Source organism: Desulfosporosinus sp. OT, assembly GCF_000224515.1.
GTDB lineage: Bacteria > Bacillota > Desulfitobacteriia > Desulfitobacteriales > Desulfitobacteriaceae > Desulfosporosinus.
Window position 1 is genome coordinate 26,317 of record NZ_AGAF01000095.1, and the last position, 13,468, is coordinate 39,784.

Annotated in this window: 15 protein-coding genes and 1 riboswitch; of the genes, 1 reads left to right on the plus strand and 14 read right to left on the minus strand. The window is 40.9% G+C overall.

What is annotated here, in order from left to right:
• The first annotated feature begins 172 nt into the window (after positions 1-172).
• Positions 173-787, plus strand: coding sequence for a manganese efflux pump (locus tag DOT_RS08465; protein ID WP_009617057.1), 615 nt, complete (start codon positions 173-175; stop codon positions 785-787).
• A 67-nt stretch (positions 788-854) separates the two neighbouring features.
• Here DOT_RS08465 and ribB read toward each other — a convergent pair whose 3' ends face one another.
• The 14 genes from ribB to DOT_RS08535 all read right to left on the minus strand — a co-directional run bounded on the left by ribB (position 855) and on the right by DOT_RS08535 (position 13,392).
• Positions 855-1,496, minus strand: coding sequence for a 3,4-dihydroxy-2-butanone-4-phosphate synthase (gene ribB / locus DOT_RS08470; RefSeq protein WP_009617059.1), 642 nt, complete (start codon positions 1,494-1,496; stop codon positions 855-857).
• 119 nt (positions 1,497-1,615) lie between these two features.
• A riboswitch (FMN riboswitch) is annotated at positions 1,616-1,766 on the minus strand.
• Between the two features lie 190 nt (positions 1,767-1,956).
• On the minus strand, positions 1,957-2,784 hold the full coding sequence (locus DOT_RS08475; RefSeq protein WP_009617063.1) for an inositol monophosphatase family protein: 828 nt from the start codon (positions 2,782-2,784) through the stop codon (positions 1,957-1,959).
• A gap of 36 nt (positions 2,785-2,820) precedes the next feature.
• Positions 2,821-3,987 (minus strand): alpha-D-ribose 1-methylphosphonate 5-triphosphate diphosphatase, encoded by a 1,167-nt coding sequence (locus DOT_RS08480; protein WP_009617064.1) that lies wholly within the window; start codon positions 3,985-3,987, stop codon positions 2,821-2,823.
• A gap of 14 nt (positions 3,988-4,001) precedes the next feature.
• On the minus strand, positions 4,002-4,865 hold the full coding sequence (locus DOT_RS08485; protein ID WP_009617066.1) for a PHP domain-containing protein: 864 nt from the start codon (positions 4,863-4,865) through the stop codon (positions 4,002-4,004).
• Positions 4,862-5,302: a GNAT family N-acetyltransferase gene (locus DOT_RS08490; RefSeq protein ID WP_009617068.1), complete on the minus strand. Its 441-nt coding sequence runs from the start codon at positions 5,300-5,302 to the stop codon at positions 4,862-4,864. The genes DOT_RS08485 and DOT_RS08490 overlap by 4 nt, the downstream gene beginning before the upstream one ends.
• Positions 5,303-5,322: 20 nt before the next feature.
• Positions 5,323-6,162 carry an ABC transporter permease subunit gene (locus tag DOT_RS08495; protein WP_009617071.1) on the minus strand — a complete coding sequence of 280 codons (840 nt, stop codon included), beginning with the start codon at positions 6,160-6,162 and terminating at the stop codon, positions 5,323-5,325.
• A 34-nt stretch (positions 6,163-6,196) separates the two neighbouring features.
• Complete coding sequence (locus DOT_RS08500) at positions 6,197-6,997, minus strand: hypothetical protein (protein ID WP_009617073.1); 801 nt, start codon at positions 6,995-6,997, stop codon at positions 6,197-6,199.
• The gene (locus DOT_RS08505) at positions 6,991-8,196 is read right to left on the minus strand and encodes an alpha-D-ribose 1-methylphosphonate 5-triphosphate diphosphatase (RefSeq protein ID WP_009617075.1); all 1,206 of its coding nucleotides are present in this window, start codon (positions 8,194-8,196) and stop codon (positions 6,991-6,993) included. Before DOT_RS08505 ends, DOT_RS08500 begins: the two co-directional genes overlap by 7 nt.
• 66 nt (positions 8,197-8,262) lie before the next feature.
• The gene (locus tag DOT_RS08510; RefSeq protein WP_009617077.1) at positions 8,263-9,132 is read right to left on the minus strand and encodes an ABC transporter permease subunit; all 870 of its coding nucleotides are present in this window, start codon (positions 9,130-9,132) and stop codon (positions 8,263-8,265) included.
• Positions 9,132-9,917, minus strand: coding sequence for an ABC transporter permease subunit (locus DOT_RS08515; RefSeq protein ID WP_040411671.1), 786 nt, complete (start codon positions 9,915-9,917; stop codon positions 9,132-9,134). The genes DOT_RS08510 and DOT_RS08515 overlap by 1 nt, the downstream gene beginning before the upstream one ends.
• A complete protein-coding gene (gene phnC, locus DOT_RS08520; RefSeq protein WP_009617082.1) occupies positions 9,907-10,692 on the minus strand; it encodes a phosphonate ABC transporter ATP-binding protein in 786 nt (261 codons plus the stop codon). Before phnC ends, DOT_RS08515 begins: the two co-directional genes overlap by 11 nt.
• 153 nt (positions 10,693-10,845) lie before the next feature.
• Positions 10,846-11,901 carry a PhnD/SsuA/transferrin family substrate-binding protein gene (locus tag DOT_RS08525; RefSeq protein WP_040411683.1) on the minus strand — a complete coding sequence of 352 codons (1,056 nt, stop codon included), beginning with the start codon at positions 11,899-11,901 and terminating at the stop codon, positions 10,846-10,848.
• A gap of 150 nt (positions 11,902-12,051) precedes the next feature.
• A complete protein-coding gene (locus DOT_RS08530) occupies positions 12,052-12,753 on the minus strand; it encodes an ATP-binding cassette domain-containing protein (RefSeq protein ID WP_009617086.1) in 702 nt (233 codons plus the stop codon).
• Positions 12,754-13,392, minus strand: coding sequence for a DapH/DapD/GlmU-related protein (locus DOT_RS08535; RefSeq protein ID WP_242833802.1), 639 nt, complete (start codon positions 13,390-13,392; stop codon positions 12,754-12,756).
• Positions 13,393-13,468 lie beyond the last annotated feature (76 nt).

Genomic DNA, 13,468 nt, shown 5'->3' on the forward strand with positions numbered 1-13,468 from the left:
TGAATTTTTTACTTCGCAGCCCATTTTCAATACCTATTATAAATAACTAAGAGCCTTCCAACATGAAAAGTGTTAGAAGGCTCTATTTAATGCCCAGCAATTTACAGTTTATTAGCTCAGTCTTTGAACAAAATAAAATCACCTTATTTAAGTGATTTTTGGAGGCAAAAAAATGCATAATTTATTAGGAATTTCTATATCAATCGGAATTATTTCCAATTTAGATAACTTAGGTATAGGAATAAGTTATGGTTTACAAAAAATCCGTATTCCTTTTTTCTCAAATTTACTGATTGCTATTATGTCAATAATGGCAACATCCTTTGCTATGTCAATGGGAACATTTTTAAACAAGGTATTTCCGTTTGCAAATTTAGTAGGCGCGTTATTATTAATAGTCATTGGGTTATGGATTTCTTTCGGTAGAATCTTACAGAAAAATCTATTTCCGATGATTTATAAACGATCTAAAGTTGTTCAATTACTTATCGATATAATTAATAATCCTGCAAAAGCGGATCGTAATGCTAATGGGATTATTAGTATTAATGAGGCAGCAATCATAGGTGTATCTCTTTCTTTAAACTGCTTTGTTACCGGTTTAGGAGCAGGTCTGAGTGGGCTTTCATTAATTCCAGTAATATTTTCAGTTTTTTTCTTTAGTTTAATAACAATAACTATTGGCTACGACCTGGGTATTAGAGCAAACTTTCTCCATTTTGGGCATCATTCCGAACTTATTTCTGGTGTCTTACTAGTTGCGATAGGTATTCGTAACCTCATTTAATTCTTAACAAAAAAGAAAGACTTTTGACATACCCTAAAGGCATGTTAAAAGTCTCCCGAACCTCATTCTATTCTCTCATTTTTCGATAACTAATTATATCGTCAACCGTAACCACGGTCATATCATTTTTTTCGGCAAAGCTTGCTATCTCTGGCAGACGCGCCATTGTACCATCAGGATTTGTGAGTTCACATAATACTCCATAAGGCTTAAGTCCAGCAAGCTTCATTAGATCAACATTCGCTTCAGTATGCCCTGGACGTTCTAATACACCTAATGGTTTGGCCCTTAAAGGAAAAACATGCCCTGGGCGTCGGAGATCATCCGGACGCGCATGATCTGCAATCGCCGCTTTCACCGTTGCGACTCGGTCAGCAGCAGACACACCTGTAGTGACGCCGCTCGCAGCTTCGATCGATACTGTGAATGGCGTTTGATAACTGCTCGTGTTGTTTTCCACCATCATAGGCAGTTCTAAGGCTTTGACCTTTTCCCCCGTCAAACACAAACAGACGATACCACTGCCTTCGCGGATTAACATCGCCATTTGCTCATTAGTTAAAGACTCCGCAGCAAAGAAAATATCTCCTTCATTTTCCCTTTGTTCATCATCGGTAACTAAGACTCCTAAGCCACGACGCAAGGCGTCAAGAGCCCTCTCCACTCTCTCAACAGAATTTCCGAACCGAGTTAATAATGTTTGATTCAAAGTAATACGCCTCCTATTAATATAGTCGACTTACTAGAATCAGGGCACAGAGACAGACAGTAAGCAAAACCAAATAAACCTCATCTCAGATTCTGATGTAAATTAGATTATGCTGACTACCTTATCCTCTTTCATCCGGACTATACCGTCGGCTCTGGATTTAAACCAGATCTGCTGACCTCCTTTTTAAACAAAAGGAGCGCTCGCGGGCTCCCCAGAATCATCTGGGATACCGCCGGTGGGGACTTGCACCCCGCCCTGAGAATAAGTCAATCTTATTATACCGCTATTTTCTATTTACTGTAAAGTAAACCTTCCCCACTAAATCGTTTCGGCCTACTCACCTTTGACATACTCACCTTCGACATACTCACCTTTGACATACTCACCTTCGACATACTCACCTTCGACATACTCACCTTCGACATACTCACCTTCGACATACTCAAATTACTCAAAACTAAGCCCTAAATTTATCTCTGAGACATTGAGGAAGGTATTCGAACGCTTCCTCCCATATCAATGGCGAACGGAAAGCAGCTACCAATAACTTACCACAGGGTGATCCATTATCGTCTTTTCTGCGGATAAGAACCCCTCCCCCCCGTTGTTCCAAAAAGATTCTAGCAGCAGCAACATCCCATTCATGGACATTTGATGAAATAAATAGATCATATTCCCCGTTGGCAACCTTACACAACTCAAGAGACGCACAACCTAAATATCGATAGGCCTGGGCCCTGGCCAACATTCCCAATATATCCATACCCATACCAGCGAATTCCCTCATAGTTCTCAAACTGATGCCAACAACCGCTTTGTTCAGCCCCTCGTTTTGATCGGGCAAACTATCCAAGCGAGCCCCATTCATTATTGCCCCTTCTCCTTGCCCAGCACTAAACATAACACCATTGGCAACATCATACACTAAGCCAAAAATCGGGGTCTCACCCTTGTACAAGGCAAGGGAAATGGCGTAATCCTTACCAAAGCGGTAATAATTAATGGTCCCGTCAATAGGATCAATAACCCACGTATAACCGCCAAGATTCGAACTAACCCATGTCTGACATTCCTCAGCTAGTATTCCATGCCCTGGGTACTTTCCTAGAATAGCCTTTACCAATAATTTTTCAATTAGTAAATCATGCTCCGTAACCAGGTCCATCTGGGATGTTTTTTCCCTTACGGTAATTACAGAGTGTTGACGTTCTAGTCTTAATTTAGACCCGGCAGAATGCGTTAAGTCCTTAGCAAATTCATACATTTCTCTTTCTTCATCATTCATAATATCGTAACCCTCTCTTGCCGGGAATGTTATTGATCATCTACCGAACGTCCATTTACCCGCTACCATAGCCTTTTCTACTATGGGGAGATCTCCGGGATTATGGCGAACAAGTATTAGATCTGCTTCCTTGCCTTCCTCTAATGATCCAAGTCTTCCCGCTAAACCAGTTGCCATAGCAGGATAGAGTGAAGCATAAAAAGTTGCTTCATGAAGACTCAAACCTTCTTCAACAAGAATAAATATTGAGGCCAAAAGCGCAAAACAATAATAATCTGAACAGATAATATTAGCCAGTCCATTTCTAATAGCAAAACGTGCTGAGAGATTATCAGCATGAGATTTATTTCGCAAGAGGTTCGGAGCGCCCACAACCGAAAATAGGTTATTATCTATTGCGTACTTTGCTGTGGTTTCATTTAGGGGAAATTCGCTGATCGTCGATCCTTTAAGGCGATAATTTTCTACTCTCAGCGGAGTGTCATCATCATGAGAGGCAAATGGAATATTATATTTAGCCACTAACTCCATGAGTTTTTCAGTTACCTCTGAATTATTATCCTCAGACATTTCCCATTGTGCTTGAGTATAAGATTCCAGTTCTTCGCCTGAAAAGCTACTGTTTTTCTCCACGTAATTTTTGTAATCGAGGTATGATTTAAACCTTGTGTAACGAGGTGAGTGATCCATTACTGAAAAAAGGTCCACCATTCCTTCGTCGAAAATATTGCTAAGGATATCTAAGCCAGCTTTATTATTCAATTCACAGCGTACATGGATAAAATGCCGCAGCGCGGAATTAATGTTCGTGCGAAATCGAGCTATTTCCCGTACAATCTCATTTCCCATTTCATTTGATCTCAGTCCCGGTTCACCCGCAAAGGATACCGGATGAAAGACTGTCGTTATACCAGCCGCTAAGAACTGCGTCTGCACAGAATGTAGAGCAAGATTTAACGGGAAAAATACTTTTCTCCTCGGTTGAATGGCATGCTCAAGCATATCGCAATGGAAGTCTACAAGGCCAGGCATAATATAACAACCATTGGCATCGATTATTTCACAATCCCGACGATCAGTTTGAACCAGTATTGGATCAGCATCTTCAATGATATGGCTAATTTTATTAGCCATAACAATTATTGAGCCTTCAATAACACCACCGGGAATTGCGATTTTGCCCTTCTGGATTATTGTTCTCATAATTTACTACCCCTCTAACGAATGTTTTTATCCTGTATCCTCCTTTTTCTGGCTAACAATTCATTAATACAATCTTGAGCCAAATCCAGACATCCTAGTTCAACTGGCTTCTCCGCATAAAAGCCATGAAAATCCGAACCTCCAGTCATGATCAAATTATGTTTTTGGGCATAGTACTTGGACATTTGCCGATCCTCCTCCGTATGACTGGGATGAAATACTTCAATTCCTTCCAGCCCTAACTCCACCCATTCATCAATCGCTTCAAAATTACCGAGCTGGCCCGGATGGGCAAGAACGGCGATCCCACCTGCTTCTCGGACTGCCCCAATCGCCTCTTGAGCATCAATATAGTCTAGCTGAATATAAGCGATTCCTTGAGCTTCAGAACTACCACCTCTTCGAAAAAGCTTTTTGTAAAGATTACAATAAATGCTCTCACAATAACCTTTGTCCAGCAAAGCATGCATAATATGTTGTTTATAAACACCCGTTCCCCCTTCATACTTTCGTACATCCTCCCAGGAAATATCATACCCCGCTGCAATTACCTTGTTTACCATCTCGTAGGATGCTTGGTTTCGATTTTGCACAAGAGAGGTGCAAAGCAAATCCAGGGAGGGATGCCCGGGTTCAATGAACAAACCGAGTATATGTGCCCGTTTATTTCTCTGATAATCATAGGCAGATATTTCGATCCCTGGCACAATTTCAACCCCAATTTCCTGACCAAGGGTTATCGCCTCTGTTAATCCTTTCGTGGTATCATGATCCGTTATAGCCAGGTGGGTGATTCCCTTCTCCTTAGCCAGCCGAATAACCTCACTGGCACTCAAGAAATTATCTGAGATGTTTGTGTGTACGTGTAAATCAATCATTTATTACCTACCTCTATCATGAAACTTATTCCATGTTGCTGGAAACCCAGCTGCTCATAAAATTTGTGAGCCTCAATCCTTTTTTTATTACTGGAAAGCATAAGTTTATAGCAATTTTCCTCCTGAGCCTTTCCCATGACAAATTGCATCAATTTACTTCCCATGCCGCGTCCTCTGTAATCCTGACTTACAATCATGCTTTCTGCGACTGCAAGTTTTGCACCTTGATGGCCTAAATTATCTATTATGATAAGGCTGCAAGTTCCGACAATACGCTTGTCATCTTCCACAACAAAAACTTTATAATAGGGATATTCCATCATTTTACACCATACTGCCCCCGCCTCATCGCTATCTATGCCGTCTTCTCCATCCATAGCTTTTAGTAGCTCAATAACACTTGGCAGATCAGTTTCTATTGCTTCTCTGATTAACATACATATCAACTCTTTCGTGTCTAATAGGAAAATCTTCTTCCAAATCTCATAGAACCCGACTCTAATACGATGGCAAAAGCTAAAATGAAATAGGTAATCAGCCCTACTTCTCTCAAGTCAAAAGAAACCAGCCCACTTGTCCCCGCCGTAACTAGGGCAATGGCGTTGGCGAAGTTTATCTCAAGCCTCAAGCAAGTCCAATTACACAAATTGCTAACATAAGAAGGGATAACCGCTCGAAAAACAATTTGCCACCAATTAGCGCCAGTGGCCATTAAAGCTTCAATAACACTCCGGTCTAAGCACTCAAAAGACTCAGAAAAAGCTTTTGTCAGATAGCTAAGCGAATGAAGCGTCATACCAACAACGACTGCAGCACTACCAAACCCTGCCACCGCAGCAATCATTATAACCCATATTATTGTAGGTACTGTTCGAACAACCATAACCAATCCCTTGATAATATTGACCACTTGTTTGGGGGCCAAATTTCGGGAGGCCAGCAGTCCCAAAAATAAAGCAAGGATTCCACCAAGCAGCGTGGGTATTAATCCGAACCCCAAAGTTAACACGATTTCCTGGAAAGCGTCCCCTAAAGTAAATCCATTAGCATAGGATTGGAGAATTATCGTCTGAAAATCACAATTAAGGAAAAGATATATGGTTACTACTATGGTAATTAACAACATTAACCGCCTAGCGACAGTCATCTTATTGCGGGAATTGACAGCAACAAATTCAAGCTCATCTTTAGATAGAGCCACTCCTGCCAAGGCGCTGGGTTCCCCTTCTCCTGAAGCACTTAATTGTTTGGAGATTATTAGTGACTCTTCTATTATCAGTTTACTAAATTGATTCACGAAATCACCTTTCAAGCTTAAATCGTCAAGAAGGCTAGAACCTATATACAGGCCAATGGTCCCGACGGTAGAATTCGGAAAAATTATCGAATTTTCTCACCTCTGCCCGTTCTAAAATGAAGGGCAAAGGGTTCGCGAATGATCTTCTGTTTATATCTGCGACAGCACCAGCAAGTTTTTTACTCTCTTTTTTGAATAATTTTTCTTCGAGGTAAAATAAAGTTATATGTCCTCGGAAATTACGTTTTCTCTCAACGCCTAACTGCTTTAACACTGCATCTGTATACAGATTATTTCTAAAATCTTGTAGGCGTTGATAATCATCTTCTGTTACCGGAGAAACAATGGCAGCTATTACTCCTTGAGGGAAAATAGAAAGCCCTTTGACTTCATAATTTAAAGCTCTAGACTTCGTAGTTGGTGATACCTGGTTTAAAGCAAGCAGAAATTCTTCTTCACGTGAGTTCATAATCCTCGTGGCAAAAACATCTCCTGATATCAGCCTCCCAATCGTCATATGTAGAGCAAGCGTTGGTGCCCAAACAGTCCCTGGTAAAAGAATATTCCAAAACAATTCTTCTCTGAGATCGCTTAGCAGCCCATAGAAATCGACGTTTTCACTGTCATCAAAAAAGGTTGGGGTAATTAAAGTATAGCCTGAATACGGAACGGGTTCCCACAACCCATCGCTAGACTCTTGAAATTTGCCGAGAGTCTTAAGTTGTGTAGCAGATTCTTCGATAGTTTCCTCTTTGAGCACATTTTCAACATATTTGAGATACTCTTCATAATTCATTTCCTTACTTACATTCTCTAGGTCCTGTCTAATCAACATACATTATCAACTCTTTCGGAGTTCAACACCAAAAATTCTGATTGAGAAATAATATTCCCACCCACCATAGTTTTCCGAATGATGGGATAATCCTGATGCATTACCACAAAGATTAAATCCGCACATTTTCCAACTTCTATTGTTCCGACTTCATTGTCAATCCCCAGAGCCTTAGCGGGATTTAACGTGACCATCTTAACAGCTTCCGTTAGCTTAATTCCTTCCTTTGTAAGTTTAAAAATTGCAGGAAGCATCGCACTGGGCAGATAGTCAGAACACATGATATCTGCAGCATTATTAAGAATGGCATCAATCGCCCTCATATTGTTACTATGGGACTTCCCGCGTATTATATTGGGGGCGCCCACACAAACATAAATATCTCGGGATTTTGCGTAAAGGGCCGTCTCTATGTTAATAGGGAATTCGCTTAATACCCCTTCACATTCAAGTAGCGTCTCAATTTTCTCTCTTGTGTCATCATCATGGGACGCCAATCTAATTCCTATTGTTTTCGCAAGTTTAGCTAAACTCCTAAGTTTAAACCAATCAATCATAGCCTGTTGCTCGATGGTTTTATCCATAAATTCTTCGACTTCCTGCGCCTTTTTTCCATAGGATTGCATCGTAAAGCTTTTAAGGGCTTCTGCATCTTTGAACTGTCCCTGACCAGGAGTATGATCCATATAAGACATGAAATCTATGCTCTTATCTCTGATAAGGCTTTCTAAGATATTAATCCCAGCCAGGAAGGTCAACTCGTATCTCAGGTGAATCTTATGATTAATCATAGAACGAGTCCTTTTAAGCCGATTAATACTATTGATGACTCCTACAACCATGTCTTTATTGCGAACTCCCCATTCATCACTTAGGCTAAGAGAATGGTACATCGTTGTAATACCGCATACAGCAAGTTTTTTTTCCAACTCATAGAAAGCCATATCTATAGGAAATAAGGTATTAGGCCTTGGTTGGATCTCCTTTTCGATAGCGTCACTATGTAGATCGATCATTCCCGGCATAACATAACAACCTTCGGCATCAATCACCGTGAGATCAGGATTGCCTTTAACTTTAGGAAAAATGCTTTCTGTTACCTCTGAAATTCTATGTCCATCAATCATAATATGACCCTTAACAATTTTTTCGGGCAAAATGATCTGGGCGTTGTGAATGCATACCTTTTTTGTTTTCATTTGTGATTACTCCTTACTTTTTGATTGATCAAACCCCTTATCATCTCATCTATTCAATAACGAAGATTACGTACTTTTTTGAAGTTTCTGCTTGATATTCATCGAAGCCACTTCAAGAACAATCGCAATGGCTATAATAAGATATGTGATAACGCCCACTTCTCGTAGATCGAAATAAAAATTCCCAGCCATAAACAGATCAAATCCGATACCGCCTGCACCGGCTGCAGCACCCATAGCCACGGCGTTAGCAAAATTGATTTCAAACCTCAAAAAAGTCCAGGAAAGCAAATAGGAAACCGAGGAAGGTATAACCGCCTGAAAAATTATCTGCCACCAGTTGGCGCCGCTAGCCATTAAGGCTTCAATGACACTTCTATCTAGGTCTTCAAAAGACTCAGAAAAGGCCTTAGTTAAATAGCTGATTGAATGAAAACTCAAACCGATAATTGCGGCAGCACTGCCAAGTCCAGCGGCCACAGCAAAAATCAAAACCCATAAAATCGTTGGCACAGCTCGAATAAAAGCGACAAAGCCCTTAATGAAATTGGTAACGTGTTTCGGAGCCAAATTTTGAGCAGCCAGCAGTCCCAAAAACAAAGCAATAATACCACCTATCAACGTTGCCAAAAAGGCCAACCCTAAAGTCACCACAACATTTACGAAAGCTTCTCCTAAAGTAAAACGATGGGCATGAGGGTGGAGAAAAATCGTCTTAAAGTTATCGAATGTATCAGCAAAGCCCTGAAGAACGTTAATACCTTGATAATCAAGAGAAAAGAAAAAATAGATCGTTAAAGCTAATAATGTCAACAATATAGCCCGCATAGCGAATGACGCTTTATTTAGGGGAGGGTTGATCGATTTCACGCTAATATTATCCTTTACGGAATCACCTAATTGAGCCCACCCTTTGATTGATTCTTCAAATAGCATCACAAAATCACCCTTCTGATATTATTTGATACAAATTCAATGAGCATAACTGTGATTACGATAAAAATCACAACTAGGCTAGCTGCATGATAATCAAACCTTTTGTAATACAAATCAAAGGAGAACCCGATACCCGTTCCGGTAAGCACTCCAACCAGGGTAGCGTCACGGATATTCGTTTCAATCATATACAATAACCAACTGATCATCTGGGGCATGCTGGCTGGTAATACTGCCTGAAAAATGATGTGGAAATAACCAGCCCCCGTCGCTTGCAAGGCCTCAATTGAGTTATTGCCCACTTCATCGATCGTTTCCATAAAGGCACGTGTCAGAAATCCAAGAGAAGCAAAAAACAGGGCAAAGTAACCGGTCAATGGGCTTTGGCTGAAGGCTAACATCAAAACCATGGCCCAAGCCACAAGTGGTATGTTACGAAAGAGAGAGGCAATACCCCGACTGATAACACTAAAGATCCTGTTTATCCTTGTCGTTCTGGACCCAGCCAAGGACAAGAATAGGGCAAAAACCGCAGCTACGGTCGTTGCAGCGATGGACATCAAGACTGTTTCCTGCAACTTGGGCAAAATCTGGGGTAGTATCCTCAATGACTCTGCATCCGGATAAAAATTGCTCCCGCCCCATATTAATGCCTTGCTGATGCTGCTAAAACCTTTCATTACATCATACTTAGTGATGATAATCGAGCCGATAGTAAGAACGATTAGTAACGCAAAAAATCCCAGGTTGTCATTCCGACGCTTGGTGAAAATATCATCCCGCATGTCTTTGTCCCAAATCGAAAATCAAATCTTCGGACTCCGATCCATAAATAGTCTGAATCTGTCCAGCTGTTAATTCCAAGGGAGATCCGTCAAAAACAACTTTCCCCTTATTAACACCGATAATTCTGTCCGAATACTTCAAAGCTATCTCAACCTGGTGCAAATTTACTATAACGGTTATTCCCATTTCTGTGGAAATGTCTCTTAGATGATCCATGATAATTTTCGATGCATTAGGATCCAATGAGGCAATCGGCTCGTCACATAAAATTATTTTAGGGTTTTGAATCAATGCCCTCGCTATGCCTACCCGCTGTTTTTGGCCGCCACTTAACTGATCACACCGCTTATAAACTTGCTCCTCAAGGCCCAAAATCCTGATAATTCGCAAAGCCTGCTTTTTTTCCTCTTGGCTGTATCTGCCTAAGACTCCTGCCAGCGTTGATTTATAGCCGAGCCTACCGTGGAGCACATTTTCGATAACCGTCAGACGATCAACCAGATTATAATGCTGAAAGATCATCCCAATCTTTGTCCTTAGCGTTCTCAACTTTTTCTTGGTCAAACTTGAGGAGATTACACCGTCAACGGAAATCTCCCCGCTATTCGCTTCAACCATCCGGTTAATACAGCGCAGAAGGGTCGACTTTCCCGCTCCAGAAGGACCGATGATGGAAACAAACTCTCCTACATCGACTGAGAAACTAACGTTGTCTAAGGCTGGTATTACTTGATTATAATATTTTGTGATATTTTTCAACTCTAATAATGCCATAATCTACTTCCTTTCTCTGATTAAACTGAAGGAGAGGTGTTGAAATAACCTTGCCCATTATTTCTCATGGTTGTGGTTGATTTCAACACCCCTTCATTTAACTAATACTATCCACTATTTTCTTCTCCATCTAACCAACTTTACCTAAATATGTTATTTGCTCAGATCGCGGATGGGTTGATACCAAGCATCATCTGTGATCAAAAAATGCTGTGGTGCGTTGAAAAAGCCTTTAGCTTTAGAATCCTTAGGTATGAAAATCTTTTCGTTCTTGGCTACCTCATCGGAGGTAAGCGCTTTAATCATCGCATCCATGGTCTTCTTACTTAACGCGCCAGAATTTACTGCGATGGGACCGTTCATAACCGGGATGGATTTGATGATTACATATTGCGCGCCTGCCAATTTGCTGAATGGATCAGCAGCGTCCTTTTTAACAGTGTATACTGCTCCCGGTCTGTTAAGTTCTCCTGAAGTAAGATCTACATAACTTACCACGTCAACATCATCGACCGCTGAGATATCAGATTTATCCGTCAACACATTCACTAAAGATAATTGGTGAGAACCTCCGAAAAGCACTTGGCTGAAAAACTTCCCGTTGCCACCTTGCAGCAGGTCTTCTGCCTTCAGATTCTTCCATTTGTCTTGCTTGGAGAATTCGGAGACGATAGCTGAAGATGGCACTTTAAATCCGGATGTCGAACTTGTAGAAACAAAAGAGAACTTTTTCCCGGCTATGTTAGCAATGGAGTAATCTGAACCAGATTTGTATTGATCTTCATTGCCTTTTTTAACCAGCATCCGGCTATAATACAAGGCATCTTCCAAGGTACCGGATGCTCCGCTGTTGACCACGAGGGGAACAACCTTAGGATTCTTTTTGTGAGACTCAACATAAGATTCTCCGCCTAAGAAGGCTAGTTGGGCATTACCACTGGCTATGGCTTCAACAGTAATTCCGTAATCCGTGGTTAACTTGTCTTCTACTTTTAAACCAGTGGCCTTTTCAATAACCTTGTCGATCTCGGCCCGAGTTTCTTTAAAATCCTCTGCTGCATTATTTGGTAACCAGGCAATAGTAATGGTAGCAGGGTCTTTAACGTCTGAATCTGATCCTGAAGACGAAGATGAAGTTGTGGATCCGCAACCTGCTAAAAGAGATGACACAAGAATAATGACCAGTGCAAGTAATGGGGCTTTCTTCACGTTTATTCTCCTCTCAAGTTTGAAATATTTACCCATATTTACCCTCCCCATTGAAACCTAGTTCCACTAAGAACAATGTGGATAACCTACAATTATTTTACCTGAAATTTATTAAGTCCCCATTAACCTATTGTAAGATTTAGGTTAAATTTAATTATCTTCCAATTTTCCATCACGCATGATATATTCCCGGCTGCAGAGGTTTTCCATAAATTCGAGATCATGAAAGATTCCCATCATCGTCGTTCCGTCTCTTTTCAATTGCTCTATAAGTTCTCTCACTTTCAATTTGGAGGTCTGGTCTAAACTTGCTGTCGGTTCATCTAGCAGCAATAGCCTTGGGCGCTTGACCATAGCTCTGGCAATATTCAGACGCAGCTTTTCACCTCCGGAAAAGGTGCCTGGGTAACAGTCCCATAATTCTCTGTCTAATTCAAAATGCTCCAGCATACTATTTGCTTCTCGTTCCGCGTAATCTTCCCCATACCCCATCTCTAAAACCGCATGTTTCACCAGTTCCTGGGCAGTTGTCCTGGGCATGGTACTTAAAAACTGAGACACGTAGCCAATCTCATGTTTCCTAAGATAAATCATCTGTCGTTCCGATAGTTCCGCTAAGTTTACCAAGCCAAACTTTTTGGAGTTATACCATATCCTACCTTTCTGTGGTGCATAAGTTCGATAAATACACTTAAACACAGTTGATTTTCCACTACCACTTTTCCCTGTGATCCCGACAAATTCGCCTTCTTTCAAATCGATACAAATATCGTGCAATGCTTGAATGTGCTTATCTAAATTATGGATGAAAAAAGATTTTGATAAATGCTCTATCGCCAGTATCTCTTTCATTTATTCACCTGCTTTATAATACTTGTCTGTGAACTCGTTAATAGAAAGGTAAAAGTCATTAAGCCTTTCTTTAATGAGTTCATAAGACCAGTTCCACCACTTAATCACCTCTAGTTTTCTGACGATATCTTCAGCAAATCGTTGCTTAATTGGTTTCGATGGCACTCCGACTACAATGGTGTAGGGATCCACATCTTTCGTCACAATCGCTCCGCTTCCCACTACCGCTCCATTGCCGATCTTTACACCAGGCATGATAATTGCGCCATGTCCTATCCAGGTATCATGACCTATATTAACTTTTTGCTCCGTCCGCCTTTGGAAGAAGAATTCATCGTCCGAGTCAGCAAAGCCATACTTCAGGCGACGGTAAGTAAAATGGTGCAAGGTTGGCCTGTCCATCGGGTGATCAGTAGGCCCAATTCTTACCATAGCTGCGATGTTGGAAAACTTGCCTATTTCAGCATTTTGCAATATACAAAACTGTCCTGTATAGGAAAAATCATCAAGTTTTACATTTTCGAAGACATTATTAATTCCTATCTCTGTATACTGACCCAACTCAACCTTGTGCAATTGGCAATTCTCATGGATACACGGTTCTTTGCCGAGCCCTTTAACCATCTTTTCCTCATCCAACCTTTCATACCCTTAACAGCGCATATGAAGCTTACAGCGTATTCGAAAACTTAATACAGAACTTACTTATATTTAA